Origin of the sequence: Blastopirellula marina, assembly GCF_002967715.1 — a bacterium.
GTDB lineage: Bacteria > Planctomycetota > Planctomycetia > Pirellulales > Pirellulaceae > Bremerella > Bremerella marina_B.
Map to the genome: position 1 here is coordinate 12,447 of NZ_PUIA01000094.1, position 18,183 is coordinate 30,629.

The following is an 18,183-nucleotide window of genomic DNA, read 5'->3' on the forward strand; positions in this document are numbered from 1 at the left end:
GACTGGCTCAATTCAGGGGCTCGTTTGCGGTTTGAATACTGACTTGCATTTCTGGCACCAATCGATTCACGCCGCTGGCCACCACGCGTTCGCCGGAGGTTAACGTCCCCCTGACGAAAGAACGTTCGCTTTCGCTATAGATGACTTCGATCTCGCGGCGGGAGACCCGGTGCTCTTCGTTTACGACGTACACCGACCAGAGGCCACGCGATCCTTGCAGGAGCGCGGAATTGGGCAGCCAGAAGCCGTTGTCGTTACGCTCGCTGGCCAACGAGACGCGAGCGACCTGGGCCGGTACCCAGCCACGCGATGCTTCCTCGTCCAGTCGCAGTACGACGGTTTGTGTGCGAGTGGTGGCATCGAGTTCCGGCACAATGCCGGTGACTTTGCCCTGACGCGTTTGATCGTTGACGGTGACCGGTAAGACGTCACCTAGGGACAACGTGGTGGCCGCTTCCGGGGGCAAGCCCAGCCATACTTCGAGGGGCTCGTGCTGGACGATTCGGTACACCGACTGGCCGGCACTGATGACGGCTCCTTCGTCGAAGTTACGCCGGGCGATGGTGCCTGAGAAGGGAGCTACGAGCCGCGTATCTTCTTGTTCGTGCTGCAGGTCGACCAATTGAGCTTCGAGGCCGGCAACGCGTGCTTTCTGGGCATCGATCTGTTCGATGCGTGTCCCGCGGCAGAGTTCCTCTAAGCGGCTCTTCGCGGCATCGAGACGCCCCTGGGCAGCTTCGGCACCGAAGACGGCGTCTTCCAATGTTTCACGCGAAATGGCGCTGCGCTGGATGAGTTGCTCGCGACGCTTCTTGTTGGCCTGCTGCAGTTGCAGTTCGGCATCGAGTTGACGGACTTCGGCCTCGGCGGCGGCGATGACTTCGGAGCGTGGGCCGGCTTTCAGTTCTTCGAGAATGGCCAGCTGTTGATCGTGCTCGGCTTTCGTCTGAGCGATGCGCGCCGAGAGGTGACGATCGTCGAGCACGGCGAGTGCCTGACCGGCCTGGACGTGATCCCCTTCATCGACCGAAAGCTGGATGATCTTGCCAGGCAGCTCGAAACTCAGTTCGCTGGTCTTGGCCGCGACCAGCACACCGGTGTAGGTACGCTGAGCGGCGTAGCTTCCTTGCGACTCGACGGAGACAACTTCCACCGGCAGCGGCTGGGCCTTGGGCGTGGGCAGTGTCTCGGCGCTGGCGAAGGGGTAGTTCCAAAAGAAGATCCCCGCGACCAGAAAGCCTACGGTCGCCCCCATGCCGACACGAATCGTCCAAAGTTGACGCTTCGTCCACTTTTGTTCAAAAAAAGACTCACGACTGGGTGAGTAGTTGCTGATATTCATCGGCAAAGGTCTCCGTCAGGGCCTTCTGGAAAACGGCCTCGTAGTCGTGCTGGGTCGATAACGCTTTCCAACCAAAACCGTCTAACATGTGATTGATGCAACCGCGAATGGCCAGGGTTGGGTCTTCGATCCCAATTTCGTCCAGCGCGCCGCTGGTCGACATGATCGAGAACGACCCGAAGTTGATCGCCCACATGCCGAACACCATCCCTTCAGGAGTCATGTCGCCGGTCAGCGTCAAATCTCCCTGGCTGATGGCATCGCGAACAATACCGGCCACGATCCCCGTACATGCCTGTTCGCAGGTACGCATAATATTCTGCCGCTTTTCCGAGGTTTTCTCCCAAATCGAAGACAAGCGAACGACTTGCTCGACATTGAAATGGCTCGGATAAAGCCGCACAAACAACTCGCAAGCGACCGCCACGGCGGTAAGCCGCTCGCGCGAGGCCCCACGAAACAGCGATGCCCTTTGGAAAAGGGAGGTCCGCTTCTTTTGGGTCTCGACGGCCAATGCCAGGATAATGTCTTCTTTGTTTGGAAAATGGCGGTAAACCGTCCCTTTTCCATACTCCACCGCTTCGGCGATACGATCCATACTCAGACCCAGGTAACCATCCTTAAGCAGCATTTCGCGTGCTACGGATAGAATCTGAGCTTCACGTTCCTGAATTTCTCGCTGTTTACGGGTGAGTGTTGGCATCTGCGATCATTTTGGACACTTCGTCCATTTATGGCAAGGGAGATTACTTCGATAGCGAAGAAATCGACCGGTTCCTGCATAAATCTTTCGGCAGACTTCACAAAACCGGGACCTCTGACGTCTCTACTACGAAATAGTACGCCGTAAACGGCGACTCGCCCACCCCAGGCAAATCCCCCATAATAGCCAGTTTGTGTCTTGATAATCAGCGTGCAAGAGACTGGAGCCAACCTGTCCCCCTGTTACAATGTTTTCACCACTTTTCAATTTACTCTCGTGTTTGTTCCTCTCTTCTTCATGAGGGATGCCTGAAATGAACCCGGCCAGATTCATTTCCTATCGCTATTTATCCGTTATCGTCATCTGCGGCGCACTGTTTCCAACGATGGCATTAGCTGGCGAGCCTACGGGTGCGTTGGCCAAGTATGCCGAAAACCGAACGTGGGTCGACGGTACCGGCAAGTTTCAGATCGGTGGGACACTCAAGTCCGCCGACGAGAAGCAGGTCCAGATCCTCAAATCGGACGGCAGAGTGGTCACCGTTCCGCTGGACAAGTTGAGCGAGAAGGATCGCCAGTTCGTCGACGAGTTCCTGAAAGCGGAAGCAGCCCAGAACGATCCGAATAATCCGTTTGCTGGTGGCGAGCCAGAGAACCCATTCGCCGGAGGTTCAACAGCGGCGATGCCTGCGACGGCGGCGAACGTGCCCCTTGTCCCGGCAAGCCCTGGCCGACTGAACAAGGTAAACGTCACCACCGGCGGTGCTCGTCCATTGAGCCTGGCCCCTGGTCGCGAGTTTTGGTCGGTTAAACCACCAGCCGCTTTACCGGAAGTGACGCTGCAAGATTCGATTATCACGGTTCCTTTGGAAAAGCCCTTCTTTGGCAAGATGGCCCTGGGGATTGCTGGTCGCGCGCCGACGGTGATCGTCAACGTCTACCAGGAAGGTCGCAAGGCGGCCGACAACTACGGGCGTTTTATGCTCGTCGATCCGACCACGCAAAAGAGCTCAGCCGTGACCGAGTTTGAACAGCCGTATCGGGTTGTCGCCGTTGCCCCCAACGCGGCAATGTTCGCGGCAATTCGCGTCGAAGGATGGGACACAGGCAACGATCTCGCACTCTTTTCCATCAACGGACAGACGATCACCCCGCTGTATGAGTTCACCGTCGGTGGCGGCAGTTGGAAAGAGTTCGTGTCGGCAAAGTTTCTCCCTAACAACCGCCTGGCTGTTGTCACCAAGGATAAGAAGCTGACGTTCTGGGACTTGAGCGGCACCGTCCCGCGAGCCGTGCAGCAGGGAGAACTGGCCGACTCCGTGCATGTCAGCTTTTCGCCGGCTGGCGAACTGATGGCCTTTCCGGCGAAGAAGTACGTTGGCTTTTTGGATACGTCCAATGGAAACATCGTCGGCAGCATCGAGCCAGAGTCGGACGTCGAGCGGGCCGCGATATCCGCCGATGGCAAACGAGTGGCCATAAAGTTGTGGGACAAGCTGGTCATTTACAGCATGGAGGACGGCACGCACATCAAGACAATCCCTGTGGCCGATACGGGGGACGACGATCTGACTTGGGTGGGTGAGTACGTCAAGCTCAATGAAACCGTCTACGACGTCGAGCGAACGTTGCCCCTGTGGACGTACAAAACACGTTCCTCGGCCAAGCAGGTTTATGGCGATCGGATGTTTGCCTGCTTCGGCGACAAGCAGTCGAGCCAGTTGACCATCACCACCTTGCCGCATGAAGCAGCCATTCGCACGGCGGAAACGGTCGATCCGAAGACGCTGTACGTGATGTCGCCGGGAAGTGCGGTTCGGGTGAACTACCAGTTTGTCAACGTACCGGACGACTATCAACGACAGATCGAAGACGCAGTCAGTGCTAAGCTGAAAGAAAGTAGCTGGGTGAACAACAACAACGCCAGCGTCATACTGGAGGTCTCGGTGCACGAGGGGGACGAGAAGGAAGAAGATTACTACACCGAGAAGGCTCGCACACTCGGCGGCATTGTCCTTCCTCCGCGTCCCTTCGGCGTTCGCCCCAATGGCCCCAGCGAAAAGGTCAAGTTCCGTCCCTGGGTGCATAGCTTCGTGCTCAAGAATGGCAACGATGTTTTATTCAAAGGCGAGTACACCCGCGGGGCACCAAGCAGCTTTCAAACCGAAGAAGGGGAAGAGATTCAAGCCGCCGTGCTGAAACTCATCCACCCAGACCCGAAGTGGTTTGGCCGCATCAAGGTCCCCTCTTATATTTTGAAGTCGACCATCCGCGAGGGCCTGGGCGAATCGAATCTGACCGCTTCAGGCTTGAACTGAAACCAGGCTAACCGCGCCGCGCATTGCGGTAGTCGCGCGGAGACATACCGGTCGCACGACGAAACTGCCGCGTGAAGGCGCTTTGGTCGGAATAACCGGCCTGCATGGCGATGCTCGAGATCGACTCGTCCGAGGTCCTCAGGCGGCGCTGAGCCAGGTCGATCCGCAGTTTCAACAGCCACTGCCCGGTCGTTAAACCGAACACGCGTCGCATGCGGCGGTCGAGCTGGTAAGGGGACATCTCCGCAATATCGGCCAGGTCGGCAACGCTGGGGGGATCATGCAGGTTGGCTTCCGCAAAATTGATGGCGGCAATCACGTGCTGATATTCATCGGTCGAAAGATCCGGAAGTCGCAGGTCTTGCGAAACACCCACCAGGCCGACCACTTCCCCAGTGCGACTGCGCAGCGGCAACTTGCTGGTCAAGCACCACCCCACGTCACGGGTCGCATAGAAATGAAGTTCCAACTGACCGACCAACGGTTGCCCCGTTTCCAGCACTTTGCGGTCCTGGTCCTCGAAGCTTTGCGCAAGTGGTGGTCGCAACACCTCGCCAGGCAGGCGTCCCAGCAGATCGCTCTTGCTATGAGCGCCGCAGCGTTGGACGAGCGTGTTGTTGACGACCAGGTACTGGCCTTTCGTGTTTTTGATAAAAAACACAATGTCAGGCAGGTGGTCGAACAGCTCTTCGCCGGTGAACGGCTTGTCCAACTGACCGAGAATTTCCTGTATTTCCGTGATCATAGGCCCCTTCTATATGTATGCGCAAATTCAAGTCGCAATTGGGTCGTTTGTCAAGACAAAACGGCACCGGACAGGGTAATATCAGGGAAACATCGAATCTTACTCCAGCCCTTCCTTTTACCGAGTAGCGCGAGTGAACGATAAATCGCAAGTATTCCGCGGCTGTATTCCAGCACTCATGACCCCGTGCCAGAAAGATGGTACGCCCAACTTCGAGGCACTGGTCGCCAAAGGCAAAGAGCTGATCGACGTCGGCATGTCGGCGGTCGTCTATTGCGGGTCGATGGGAGACTGGCCGCTGCTGACCGATGCCCAGCGTCAGGAAGGGGTTCGGCAACTCACGGCGGCTGGCGTGCCCGTGGTCGTTGGCACTGGAGCCCAGAATCCGAAGCTCGCCGCGGCGCATGCGGCTCATGCGAAAGAAGTGGGCGCTGCCGGGTTGATGGTCATTCCGCGGGTTCTTTCACGCGGGACTTCCAAGACTGCTCAGCGCGATCACTTCTCGGCCATCCTCACCGCGGCAGGCGACTTGCCGGCGGTGATTTACAACAGCCCCTACTACGGTTTTGAAACCAAAGCCGACTTGTTCTTCGACCTGCGACGCGAATTTTCCAACCTGGTCGGTTTCAAGGAATTCGGCGGAGCGAACTCGCTGACCTACGCTGCCGAACACATCACTGGTACCAACCCAGACCTGGTGTTGATGGTGGGTGTCGACACGCAGGTCTACCACGGCTTTATTCGCTGCAATGCCAAGGGGGCGATCACCGGTGTGGGCAATGCCTTGCCGAAAGAGGTGCTGCGATTGGTCGAATTGTGCGAGAAAGGAGCCGCGGGGTGTGCCCAGTCACGTAAACTCGCGTGGGAATTGAACGAAGCATTGACCGTTCTGTCGACCTTCGACGAAGGGCCGGACCTGGTGCTGTATTACAAGTACCTGATGGTCCTGGAAGGAAATCCCGAGTACGAGCATCACTTCAACGAAACCGACAAGCTGAGCCCCAGTCAGCGAGACTACTTGAAAGCACAGTGGGAACTGTTCCGCAAATGGTGGGATTCGTGGCCTGGCTCGCAAGGTTAGTTTCCCCCTTCTTCTTTCTGCTTCGCTGGACAGTGCTGAATGATTACCCCCTCGCATCCTGAACGCGTGCTGATTGTCGGTTCTGGGATTGTCGGAATTGCCTGTGCCCACTATCTCTCGAAACAGGGATTGAAGGTCACCGTGATCGACCGCGGGACGATCGCCGGTGCGTGTTCGCATGGCAACTGCGGCTACATTTGCCCCAGCCACGTCTTGCCCCTGACCGAGCCGGAGGCCGTGCGTACCGCTGCGAAATCCTTGCTGCAGCCGAATGCTCCGTTCCGCGTGAAACCACGCTTCAGTCCGGCGATGTGGAACTGGATGTGGCAGTTCGCGCGGCGCTGTAACCATAAGCAGATGCTTTCGGCTGGGGCCGCGCTCAAGTCGATCCTCGATGCTTCGATGAGCGAGTATCGACGCCTGGTTCAGGAAGAGTCGCTCGACTGCGAGTGGAAAGAGACTGGCCTACTGTATGTCCTGCAAACCGAGAAGGGCATGCGATCGTTCGCCGAGACCGATCGCTTCCTGACCGATCACTTTGGTGTTTCCGCCCAGCGTCTCGACGGCAGCGAGCTTTCCCGTTTCGAGCCAGCGTTGAACGACAACCTGGCCGGCGCGTTCCATTACTCCGGCGATGCTTCGGTACGGCCAGATCGACTAAATGCCGACTGGACGGGCAAGCTCAAGCAGCGCGGGGTGACGTTTCTGGAAAACTGCGAATTACAACACATCGAGAAAGAGAACGGCCGCATCGTTTGCCTGCATACCTCGCACGGCGCGCTGGATGCCGATCAGTTTGTGATTGCGACCGGTGCCTGGAGCACGCGACTGGGCAAGTCGCTGGAGTGCCGTATTCCGATCGAACCTGGCAAGGGATATTCGGTGACGATGTCGAGACCATCGAAGTGCCCCCAGTACCCGATGCTTCTGCCGGAACACAAAGTGGGCGTTTCGCCCTTTGAAGGGGGTTACCGCTTGGGATCGATGATGGAGTTCTGCGGATACGACGAATCGATTCCAGAGAAACGGATTGAGCAGCTTCGCCAGTCGGCCAGACCCTACCTACGGACGCCGGATACCCCGGAAACACATTCGACCTGGTACGGCTGGCGGCCCATGACCTGGGATAGCCTGCCCATCATCGGGCAAGTTCCACGTCTGAAGAACGCCTACCTGGCGACCGGGCACAACATGTTAGGACTGAGCATGGCCACGGCGACCGGGCGTCTGGTGAGCGAAATGATGACACAATTGACACCGCACATCGATCCCGAACCGTACTCCCCCCTTCGATTTGCCTAGCGCGGAGCCTCCACCAAGTACATTTTTGAGAAGTTCCCCCTCGACGGCTTGTTTTTGATTAGAATGGGGAGGGAATCCCCCTATCTTCTTACCTTCCTTGAAAAGCTCCACTGTTTGAGGTGCCCCTTGATACAAACAGTCCTGTCGTTCGCGCGGTTTACTACTGCGTTTGTTTTGTCGCTGATTCTGTTCTCTACGATCGCCACGATCAGCCAGGCAGCCGATGACGCCAAGCGTCCTGATCGTAACGTCATCTTCTTCATCACCGATGACGAAAGCCCCACGCTGGGTTGCTATGGCGACAAAGTTGCCGTGACGCCAACCATCGACGCATTGGCCAAGGACGGAACGCTGTTTCGCAACGCGTTTGCAACTACGGCCAGTTGCAGTGCCAGTCGCTCGGTGGTGTTGACCGGCCTGCACAATCATATGAATGGCCAGTACGGTCATACGCACCACTTCCACAAGTTTTCTTCGTACCACGATGTGGTCAGCCTGGCTCTGCCACGCTTGATGGCTCAGGCCGGCTATCGCACCGGTCTGTGCGGCAAGTATCACGTGGCACCGGAAGCGGTCTTCCACTTCGAGAAGACGATCCCCGGCAACACGCGTTCACCAGTCGAGATGGCCAACAACTGCAAGGACTTCATCACGGCCGACAGCGACAAGCCGTTCTTCCTGTACTTTGCCACCAGCGATCCGCACCGCGGCGGTGGAGTGGATAAGACTTCACCCTTGGAACTGAAGCCAGACCTCTTTGGCAACAAGCCCAACAAGAAGGCTTACCCAGGCATCGAAGAAGTCTTCTACGATCCCGCCGAGGTCCCCATTCCCGAGTTCCTTTCCGACACGCCTGATACTCGCGCAGAACTGTCGCAGTACTACCAGGCCGTTTCGCGTATCGATCAGGGTTTAAAGCGACTGGTCGATATCCTGAAAGAGAACGGCCTGTACGACAAGACGATGATCATCTTTACGGCCGACCACGGCATGGCGTTCTCAGGCGGTAAAACCACGGTTTACGAAGGTGGCCTGCGTGTTCCTTTCGTCGTGCGTAATCCATACGAGAAGAAGCGTGGCGTTGAAACGGATGCGATGATCAGCCACGTCGACATCACCCCTTCGATCCTGGACTTCGCAGGCGGATTGGATCGCGAAGCACAGCGTCCGAAGCACCCGATTAATGCCAATGCGTTCTGGAAGGAACGTGGCGAGGCCCTGCAAGAGAATCGCAACGGCGGCAACAAGTTCGATCAATATCACGGCAAGTCGTGGATTCCGCTCTTAGGCGACCCAGAAGCGACAACGCACGATTCGATCTTCGCGTCGCACACGTTCCACGAGATCCAGATGTACTACCCCATGCGAGTCTATCGCGACAAGCACTTCAAGTTGATCTGGAACATCGCTCATAAGCTGGACTACCCTTTCGCGTCGGACCTGTGGGCCGCTTCAAGCTGGCAGGCACAGTATCAGAAGGGGGAAGATGCTCCTTACGGTAACAAGACCGTAGGCGAGTACATTCATCGTCCCGAGTTCGAGTTTTTCAACATCGAGACCGATCCCGAAGAAACGCTGAACCTGGCCAACGATCCGGCCTACGCCGAGAAACTGGAAGAGTACAAGGCCAAGCTCAAAGCCAAGCAAAAAGAACTCGACGATCCTTGGATCATGAAGTGGAGCTACCAATAACGATGGCTCGCTTCGATTGAGTTGAACTCGCGAAGGCCCTTCAATCCTTACTTGAAGGGCCTTTTTCATGCGCGAATTCGTGTCGAAATGGTGCGATTTGAAGAAATAAACGCGAGAAATATTTCTACTGATTGAGTTTTCAGGCGATCTTTGGCAACATGATCCCCCGCCCGCGTCCCCACCGCGGTGGATCCACTTCATCTGCAAATCAATCAAAAGGCCTCTGATGCTCCTTCGACGGATTCTTTGCCGGCAAGCTCTCCTTCTCGTTGCGGCAACGCTTCTCTTTGCGACCTCTACTGGCGAGAGCCAGGCAGAAACGCAACTCGATTGGACGCAGCTACCAGACCTGCCCAGCGAACTGGGCGTTGCCGGCCCCTTTGCCGGCATCAGCAACGACGCGTTGATTGTCGCCGGTGGGGCAAACTTTCCGCGCCCCGTCTGGGAGTCGAACAAACAGTGGGTCGATGCCATCCACGTATTGGTTCGCACGAGTGATGGTTACAGCTGGAAAGAAGGAGGCACGCTCCCTCGCCCTACCGCGTACGGAGCAAGCGTCAGCACGAAGCTGGGTGTACTGTGCTTGGGTGGCAATGACACAGAAGACGTTTTCGCCGAAGCGTACTTTTTGAAATGGAATGGTCAAAAGATCGAGACGATCGCGTGTGCTCCCCTGCCCCAACCCACCGTCTATGCCCAGGCCGCTATGATCGGCGATACGGTCTATGTTGCCTGCGGACAGAGTAAGCCAGAGCTTACCAGTGCGACCAGTTCGTTGTGGAGCCTGGACCTTTCGCAGCCGGGCAGCCCGCAGGACTTCCAGTGGAAAGAGCTGCCCCCGCTGCCAGGGCCGACGCGGGCATTCGCGATGGTTGCTGCTCAGCACGATGGCTTCCACGATGCGATCTACGTAATGGGAGGACGCCGTGACGCCAATGGGCAAACGGAATTCCTCACCGACGTTTGGCAGTTCGTTCCTAAGACCAATACCTGGCACCAGCGCAAAGATGCTCCCAGGGCCATGATGGCCGGCGAAGCGATCGGTGTGGGACAGAGTCATATCTTCGTGCTTGCCAGTGCCGACGAAAGCAATTGGGGCAAAGAAGACCAGCTTAGGGACAACCACCCAGGCTTTCCCCAAGAAGCATTCGCTTACCACACCATCACCGACTCGTGGGCCCGCATTGGCGAAACACCTGCCTGTCCCGTAACGACGACCGCCGTGCGGTGGGGAGATTCCGTTATCCTGCCCAGCGGAGAGGTACGTCCTCGTGTTCGTTCGCCCCACATCTGGAAGATCACCGCCAGCACACCAGCCAAGAGCTTTGGGGTTTTGAATTACCTGGTGCTGTTTGGCTACCTGCTGGCCATGGTGGGCATTGGGGTTTACTTCACCCAGAAGAATAAGAACACCGACGACTACTTTCGCGGCGGCAAGCAGATCCCCTGGTGGGCCGCTGGCTGTAGCATCTTTGCGACTATGCTCAGCTCGTTGACGTTCACCGGGCTCCCTTCGAAAGCATTCGCACAAGATTGGGTGTATGCCGTCTCGAATTTCACGATTCCCGTGGTTGCGATTCTGGCGGTTTACGTCGCGTTACCCTTCTATCGTCGCATCGACGCAACCAGTGCCTACGAGTACCTGGAAATGCGTTTTGGTCGTTTGACGCGGATGTTTGCCAGTATGAGCTTCGTCTTCTTCCATCTTTTTCGGATGGCAATCGTGATGTCTCTCACCGCGTTGGCTTTGGCGGTGGCCACGCCTCTGACGCCGGTGCAATCGGTTCTGCTGATGGGCGTGCTGAGCATCGTCTACTGCACGATGGGTGGGATCGAGGCGGTAATCTGGACCGATACGATCCAAACGTTTGTCTTGCTGGGCGGTGCTATCTTGGCGCTGGTCTTATTGATAGGTGGGGTCGATGGTGGTTTCGCTGGTTTTTGGGATATTGCCCAATCGGCCGACAAGTTCAATATGGTGAACTCCAATTGGGACGTCACCAACGCCCAGGTTGCGTTGTGGGTGATCCTGGCCGGAGCCGTCGCGCAGAACATTTCTTCTTACACCGCAGATCAGGCCGTCGTGCAGCGATACGTCACAACATCGACCGAGCAACTAGCGGCTCGTTCGATTTGGATGAGTGCGATACTCACTATCCCGGCCACGATTTTATTCTTTGGGATCGGTACGGCGCTATTCGCCTTTTACCAAAGCCAGCCAGGAAAGCTTGATCCGCTGATTACAACCGATCAGATCTTTCCCCTGTTTATCGCGCGCGAAATACCTGTCGGTCTGGCAGGTTTGATCGTGGCTGGCGTCTTCGCGGCTGCCCAGTCGACTGTTTCGACCAGCATGAACTCGTCGGCGACGACAATCATCGTTGACTTTCTGCGGCCACTTCGCTTCTGCACGACCGAACGTGGATACTTGTACGCCGCCAGGACCTGTACGTTTCTGGTGGGGACGATCGGAACGCTTCTGGCGTTGCTATTTGTCAATCCGGATATTCGTTCGCTGTTCGATGCGTTCATTATGATCCTGGGGATCTTCATGGGCATCTTGGGCGGACTGTTTCTGTTGGGAGCATTTACCCGGCGAACGAATCAACTGGGCGCGCTGTGCGGCGCGTTGTTCGGAGCCGCGGCTATGTTGGCCTTGTGGAAATTCACCAGGGTCAACAGCTTCGTTTATCCGGCGGCGGGATTAACGGTTTGCTTTGTAGTCGGGTACGTGGCGAGCCTTTTCACGGGTGGTGCCCCGCCGAATCTGGCGGGGCTGACGATTTACGATGCTCCTTCCAGCGATGACGAACGGGCGATGCCGACAACCACTAGCCAGACCAACTAAACTTCAGCGGCTGCCCGGCTGATCAACTGCCTGGCGACGGTCTGAACGCCGGTGTGCTCGTAGTAGTCGGTTGTCATGTCGATTACCGAGGCCATCCAATCCATGCTTCCTTCCCAGCGATCGGAAACCCCTTTTAAGCTACCAGCGACCTTTTCGACCGTGATGCTGTGCTTCGCGACGAAATCCCCTGCCCAGTCTTTGATTGAACCCAACCCCTCTTGCATGAACCCGAGTTGCTCTTTGGTCGAGTCACCGGGAATCATGCCGGCAACGCGTTGAAAGCGTTCGTTACCGGCGAGTTCTGAAACGCCAGACGAATCGAGCATTCCCATCGCCTTCGAGACAAAGTCTGGTCCTAGCGGCAAGACCCCATCGACACACACCAATGCCGTCATCCGCATGAGTGCTTCGTGCCGATAGTCGGCCAACGACTCGACAAAGTCGCCGATGCTGTCCCCCGGAAGGCCATTGAGCGAACAAAACGCCACGATCTCGGCAACCAGCTTCAACCCAAGATCAACCGCCTGCGTAGTATCGGCCTTAGGAGTGACGTTATTCAAGAAGCTGAGAAAGCTGAAGTTTTCTGCCATCTTGGAAAGGAACGACGCGAAGCCGGCAACTCCTTGCGTGGAATCGATCGTCTGGTAAAGCCACAAAGTACGCTGGTATCCTTGCGACGAGTCGTTGAACAAGTAGATGGCTCTTTCGCCGACCTGCTGAATGAACTTTTCATCGGTCGACTTGGTGACGTCTTTCACCATCCCTTCAAAACTGGTGATGTTGGTGTATTCGCCCGGCGTTACCCAGTCGAGCGCCCCGAGAAGACTAGCCGTCAGGCCCATGCTCGGCAAATCGTCAACGACTTTGAAGAAAGGTCGTGCCATGATTCGTTTTCCTTACCACAAGAACCGCTAGAGAAGCATTTGTCAGTCGTTAGAACGCGTTGGCTAATCCACCCAGATCAAACTTTTCGAGCCACTTCATCCGATCCTCTTCGGTTAAAGCGTCTCCTTCCGATTGCACTTGAACCTGAAAGCGATCCGCCACTAGCATCGAAGTGGTCTTGTCGCGATGGACGACCGGGTAACCTTGAATACGGACCGTGGATCCCTGGTACTTTTCGCGTGCCGTCGGATTGTTGCGGGTATCGGAAATGGAAAGCATGGCGATCAGCTTGCCATCGCGATTGAGCGAGGCCTGCGAGAAGCCGTCTTTCTCTTGCTTATAGACGATGTCAACTCCGTCTGTCTGGGCCGGAAAAAACTTGTTGAAAACGGCTCCATCCAAGGCCGCTTCCGAGACGGCAGTAGCTCCTTCCTGAGTGGCCTGCTGGGCCGCGTCCCACCGCGACTCCGACTCCCAACAACCCAACAGAACTGGGCAGAGAACCAAAATTGAAATCAAGAACCATCGCGAGAAAGCCTGACGGTTATTCATGGGAAAACCACCCCCGAGGGTCGAGATAAGAGAAGTGTCATTCCCTTCAAGTTACCTAATTCCCTGATCTACTTCGCCTAAATTATTTGCAAAACATCAGAACTTAAACTTTCCTGACATGGCCTCCGACCAGGTTTACCTCAACGGTCAATTACATGTCGCATGGGTAGCGAAGATTTCTCGCCGGCGATATGAATAAAAGAGCAGCAATGGGTTCCTCTGGTTGAGACGATTGAGCGTATAACGAAGGACTTTGGATGAAATACGAGTTTCAAGAGGGACTACTCGAGCAGATTTTCGACTGCCTGGGGGACGTGGTTTATTGCGTGAAAGATCTGCAAGGACGCTACACGTTCGTGAACCATGCGTTCGCCGAACGGATAGGGGTGGCCGACCCGGCCGAGTTGATCGGCAAGCAGGCTTCTCAGTATTTCCCAGCGGAACTTGCTAAAGTTTACGACGACCAGGACCGGGAAGTGATCCGCACCGGGCAGCCATTGAAAGATCAATTGGAACTAATCTCTCAAGCCGATGGCTCGCGAGGCTGGTATTTATCGAACAAGTTCCCCCTGCTTAACAAAACGGGGGAAACGATCGGCCTGGTGGGTGTTTCGCAAGACCTGAATCAGCCCAGCGACAGCGATCTGGAACTGGCAGATTTGAATGTCGTTGTCGACTACATCCGACAGCACATCGCCCAGCCACTGAAGACGGAAGAGCTGGCCGAAGTGGTTCATCTATCGGTAACCCAGCTCGATCGGCGAATGCGGCGCGTGTTCCGTCTTTCGACCAAAAAGTTCGTGATGAAGTACCGACTGGACTTGGCCCAGCAACTGTTGTTATCCAGCGAAAAGTCCTTGTCCGAGATTGCTTTGGAGTGCGGTTTTAGCGACCAAAGCGCCTTCACCCGGCACTTTGGTGCCGCAGCCAACCAAACCCCGCTCGCGTACCGAAAGTCGCACCAGAAGCTGGGTTAGGAAAATCCGCTTTTTTTACCACCATATTTTGGCGTAAACTACCGTGCGCGGCGCTGGAAATGCTCAATACCTGAAGGGGTGGTCATTCCTAGAATTCAAACAAATGAATTTCTAGGCTTACTCCTGAAGGTATCACCGTGTCTATCGTCACGCAGTCGCAACGAAAAATGGATATTTCGATCATCGATGTTATCGCCCGCGAAGCGATTCCACTCGCGGCGGATATCCTTCGTGCATCGAAATCGCGTGAAACGACAGAAGACCGAGCCAACCTGGCCAAGGTTGCCGGGCTGATCAGCGATCATGACGGTAAAGAGCTTACGGTGGCGATGGCCGACCAGGTACTGCGGATTAAGAACCCGCGTCGCTCGGCATATCACTTGCAATCACTCGTGCAGCAGTATGGGCTGCCAAAATACTTCAGTCCCCTCGATCGCTGTTTATTGCAAATCGGCGTCTGGGCGGCACAAGTGGCACCGAGTCTGGTGATGCCACTGATTCGCAAGCGAATTCAAACCGACTCGTCCCACGTAATCATCTCGGCCGAACCACAGCCTTTCGCACGCTACCTCGAGCAGCGGAAGCGTGACGGGATTCGCATCAACCTGAACCAACTGGGGGAAGCGGTCCTCGGCCAGCAGGAAGCCGAACGTCGACTTCAAACGTACATCGAGCGCATTGAAGACCCCGCCATCAAATATGTCTCCGTGAAACTGTCGTCGGTTGCGGCCCATATTAGCTTGACCGGCTACAAAGAGACGCTGGCAGAACTGAAGGAACGGCTGCGTATTCTTTATCGCTCGGCGATGTCCGCGGGAGAGGGAAAGCACAAGTTCGTCAATCTCGACATGGAAGAATATCGCGACCTTTACTTGACGGTCGATGTCTTCCGCTCGGTATTGGACGAGCCCGAGTTTTGCGACCTTTCTGCAGGGATCGTATTGCAAGCCTACCTGCCTGATTCGCACGTCGCTCAGCAGTCCCTTACGCAGTGGGCCAGGCAGCGTGTTGCTCGAGGCGGAGCCGATATCAAGATTCGCCTGGTGAAGGGAGCCAACCTGGCCATGGAACAGGTCGAAGCCTCGCTCAATGGTTGGCCGCAAGCTCCTTACCATACCAAAAACGAAACCGATGCGAACTACAAGCGGATGGTCGAGTATGCATTTCGACCTGAAAACGCCGAGGCCGTACGCATTGGCCTGGCCAGTCACAACTTGTTCGATATCGCATTCGCACTGCGTCTGGCACAACATCGCGAAGTGACCCATCGCGTCGACTTCGAGATGCTGGAAGGTATGGCCAATGCCCAGGCTCGCGAGATGCGTGATCGTACCGGCGACCTGCTCGTTTATGCACCGATTTGCTACGACGCCGATTTCGACTCGGCGGTCGCCTACCTGGTTCGTCGCTTCGACGAGAATACCCAGCCAGGCAGCTTCCTTGGTTCGCTATTTGCCATGGAAGTCGACTCGCCTGCCTGGCACGAGCAAAGCCAGCGTTTCCTCGATGCGTGCCAACTGGCCCAGTCCGATCAGCTGGCCACTACTCCCAATCGCCGACAAGACCGAGGGACCGAGCACTTCATCCCCACCACTGTCGAGCAGCCATTCGCGAACGCTGCGAACACGGACTTTGCGATTCCCGCCAATCGCCAGTGGATCGAAGAGTTGGTCGACGTATGGAAAGACAAAACGTTCGGCACCATCCCCGTTCAAGTAGGAGGGGTCGAAGAAACGACCGAGAACCTCACCGATGGCCTCGATCCTTCCCGGCCAGGCAAGGTACTTTATCGCTACGCGAATGGGAATGCTACGCACGTGGAACTGGCACTACAAACGGCCAGCCAGTCTCAATCGGCGTGGGAGGAACTAGGTATCGAGAAGCGTGCTCAGATCCTACGCCAATTCGCCACCGTTGCCGCGCAGCAGCGTGGTGAAACGATTGGCGTGATGATGGGTGACGCTGGCAAGGCCGTTCTGGAAAGCGATGCTGAGATCAGCGAAGCGATCGACTTTGCCGACTACTATAGTCGCTCACTGAACACAGATGGCTGGAACGACGGGACAACCTCGTCGCCAGCTGGCGTGGTGGTTGTCACGCCTCCGTGGAATTTCCCCTATGCGATTCCCGCTGGCGGTTGCCTGGCGGCTTTGATGGCAGGCAATAGCGTTATTTTGAAGCCGGCCCCTGAGACCGTCCTGACGGCGTGGCACCTGGCTTGTCAGTTGTGGGAAGCAGGCGTCCCTCGTGAAGTCCTTCAGTTCCTGCCACTGGTCGACGGCGACGACGGCAAGGCCCTGCTGAGCGATCCTCGCACATCGATAGTCGTCTTGACTGGTGCCTACTCGACCGCTCAGTTGTTCCAGTCGTGGCGACCGGACCTGCGGCTGTATGCCGAGACGAGCGGCAAGAACAGCATGATCATCTCGTCGGCGGCCGATCTCGATCTGGCAATCAAAGACCTGGTACGAAGTTCCTTCGGCCATGCGGGGCAGAAGTGTTCGGCGGCGAGCCTGGCGATTGTGCTGCGAGATGTTTACGAAAGCGATCAGTTCCGCAATCAGCTTCGTGATGCGGCTGCCAGCTTGCACGTCGCACCGGCGTGGGACCTGTCGGCGGATGTCACGCCCATCATCCGACCTCCGCATGCCGAACTGAAACGCGGACTGACGCAGCTAGACGCCGGTGAGTCCTGGCTGCTGGAGCCCAAGATGATGGATGACAATCCATGTCTATGGAGCCCAGGCATTCGACTGGGGGTGAAGCCTGGTAGTTGGTATCACCGTACCGAGTGTTTCGGCCCGGTGCTGGGGATCATCTGCGTCGATTCGTTTGAAGAAGCGATTCGTATTCAAAACGACAACGAGTTCGGCCTGACCGGTGGTCTCTATTCGCTGGATGTCGACGAAATCGACGCATGGCGCGAGAGGGTCGAGGTCGGCAACGCGTACATCAACCGCACGACGACTGGAGCGATCGTCCAGCGGCAACCCTTTGGTGGCTGGAAGCACTCGGCCGTCGGCCCCGGTGCGAAAGCTGGCGGTCCGAACTACGTGGCCGCGTTCCGCGATTGGACCGAGACCGCCCTGCCCCAAGCGACGCAGCCGCTTTCGCCAGAACTGAAGGAACTGGTAGCCAAGCTTGAGAATGGGCTCAAGTCGGAAGAAGAGCGACTTGAGCTACAAGCCGCGGCGGCCAGCTATGCCCACTGGTGGCAAAACTACTTTTCGCTTGAGCACGATCCGTCGGCTTTGCATGGCGAGACGAATCATTTCCGCTATCGTCCATTGCCGGCGTATGTCATTCGCGCCTTGGGAGAGAACGTAAAGATCGTCGACTTGGCCAAGAGTTTTCTCCTCTGTCACATTGCTGGAATCGCGTGGGAGTTGAGCACCGATGGCGAAAACGATTGGTTCCACTCGCTGCCTTCGGTGATGATGCAGCACGGACATATCGAATCGCAACGGGAATTCGTAAACAGAAACCGTGCAGCTAAGCCAGGAAGCCTGCGAATGGTCGGCACGTTCGATCCTCGCTGGGCCGAACCACTGAAGCAGCACGGCTGTCGGGTGCTCGATTCCAATTGCTTTACGAACGGGCGGCTCGAATGGCTGGGTTATCTGCGCGAACAATCGGTGACCGAAATCGTTCACCGACACGGCAACACGACGTCGCGGCAGCCGCAACCGCGATAAGGTGGATTGATAGAACGCGTACCGAATCGATGGTATGATGGCAG

General features: G+C 56.5%; 12 protein-coding genes. 7 read left to right on the forward strand and 5 right to left on the reverse strand.

The features are described 5' to 3' along the window. Positions 1-7 precede the first annotated feature (7 nt). Together C5Y96_RS26060 and C5Y96_RS26065 are read right to left on the reverse strand one after the other, a co-directional pair. On the reverse strand, positions 8-1,342 hold the full coding sequence (locus C5Y96_RS26060; protein WP_105359512.1) for an efflux RND transporter periplasmic adaptor subunit: 1,335 nt from the start codon (positions 1,340-1,342) through the stop codon (positions 8-10). Next, positions 1,311-2,045 carry a TetR/AcrR family transcriptional regulator gene (locus tag C5Y96_RS26065; protein ID WP_105359514.1) on the reverse strand — a complete coding sequence of 245 codons (735 nt, stop codon included), beginning with the start codon at positions 2,043-2,045 and terminating at the stop codon, positions 1,311-1,313. The genes C5Y96_RS26060 and C5Y96_RS26065 overlap by 32 nt, the downstream gene beginning before the upstream one ends. 313 nt (positions 2,046-2,358) lie before the next feature. Between C5Y96_RS26065 and C5Y96_RS26070 the strand changes: the two genes are divergently transcribed. Further along, entirely contained in the window at positions 2,359-4,362 is a 2,004-nt protein-coding gene (locus tag C5Y96_RS26070; RefSeq protein WP_158261437.1) for an SHD1 domain-containing protein, read from the forward strand. 7 nt (positions 4,363-4,369) lie between these two features. On the opposite strand, the gene C5Y96_RS26075 is transcribed toward C5Y96_RS26070, so the two are convergent. After that, positions 4,370-5,107, reverse strand: a complete 738-nt coding sequence (locus C5Y96_RS26075) for an AraC family transcriptional regulator (protein WP_105359518.1) — start codon at positions 5,105-5,107, stop codon at positions 4,370-4,372. 133 nt (positions 5,108-5,240) lie between these two features. Between C5Y96_RS26075 and C5Y96_RS26080 the strand changes: the two genes are divergently transcribed. The 4 genes from C5Y96_RS26080 to C5Y96_RS26095 all read left to right on the forward strand — a co-directional run bounded on the left by C5Y96_RS26080 (position 5,241) and on the right by C5Y96_RS26095 (position 12,030). Beyond that, complete coding sequence (locus tag C5Y96_RS26080; RefSeq protein WP_233199165.1) at positions 5,241-6,188, forward strand: dihydrodipicolinate synthase family protein; 948 nt, start codon at positions 5,241-5,243, stop codon at positions 6,186-6,188. Between the two features lie 39 nt (positions 6,189-6,227). Then, the gene (locus C5Y96_RS26085) at positions 6,228-7,490 is read left to right on the forward strand and encodes an NAD(P)/FAD-dependent oxidoreductase (RefSeq protein WP_105359520.1); all 1,263 of its coding nucleotides are present in this window, start codon (positions 6,228-6,230) and stop codon (positions 7,488-7,490) included. Between the two features lie 180 nt (positions 7,491-7,670). Then, positions 7,671-9,182 carry a sulfatase gene (locus tag C5Y96_RS26090; RefSeq protein WP_233199179.1) on the forward strand — a complete coding sequence of 504 codons (1,512 nt, stop codon included), beginning with the start codon at positions 7,671-7,673 and terminating at the stop codon, positions 9,180-9,182. A 226-nt stretch (positions 9,183-9,408) separates the two neighbouring features. Next, entirely contained in the window at positions 9,409-12,030 is a 2,622-nt protein-coding gene (locus C5Y96_RS26095; RefSeq protein ID WP_105359524.1) for a sodium:solute symporter family transporter, read from the forward strand. Here the strand turns inward: C5Y96_RS26095 and C5Y96_RS26100 are convergent. Together C5Y96_RS26100 and C5Y96_RS26105 are read right to left on the reverse strand one after the other, a co-directional pair. Beyond that, on the reverse strand, positions 12,027-12,914 hold the full coding sequence (locus tag C5Y96_RS26100; RefSeq protein ID WP_105359526.1) for a hypothetical protein: 888 nt from the start codon (positions 12,912-12,914) through the stop codon (positions 12,027-12,029). The two genes, C5Y96_RS26095 and C5Y96_RS26100, sit on opposite strands and share 4 nt — an antisense overlap. Positions 12,915-12,963: 49 nt before the next feature. Then, the gene (locus tag C5Y96_RS26105) at positions 12,964-13,467 is read right to left on the reverse strand and encodes a hypothetical protein (RefSeq protein ID WP_105359527.1); all 504 of its coding nucleotides are present in this window, start codon (positions 13,465-13,467) and stop codon (positions 12,964-12,966) included. Between the two features lie 257 nt (positions 13,468-13,724). On the opposite strand from C5Y96_RS26105, the gene C5Y96_RS26110 reads away from it, so the two are divergent. Further along, complete coding sequence (locus C5Y96_RS26110) at positions 13,725-14,444, forward strand: AraC family transcriptional regulator (protein WP_105359528.1); 720 nt, start codon at positions 13,725-13,727, stop codon at positions 14,442-14,444. Positions 14,445-14,581: 137 nt separating this feature from the next. Further along, complete coding sequence (locus C5Y96_RS26115; RefSeq protein ID WP_146115819.1) at positions 14,582-18,139, forward strand: proline dehydrogenase family protein; 3,558 nt, start codon at positions 14,582-14,584, stop codon at positions 18,137-18,139. Positions 18,140-18,183: the final 44 nt, after the last annotated feature.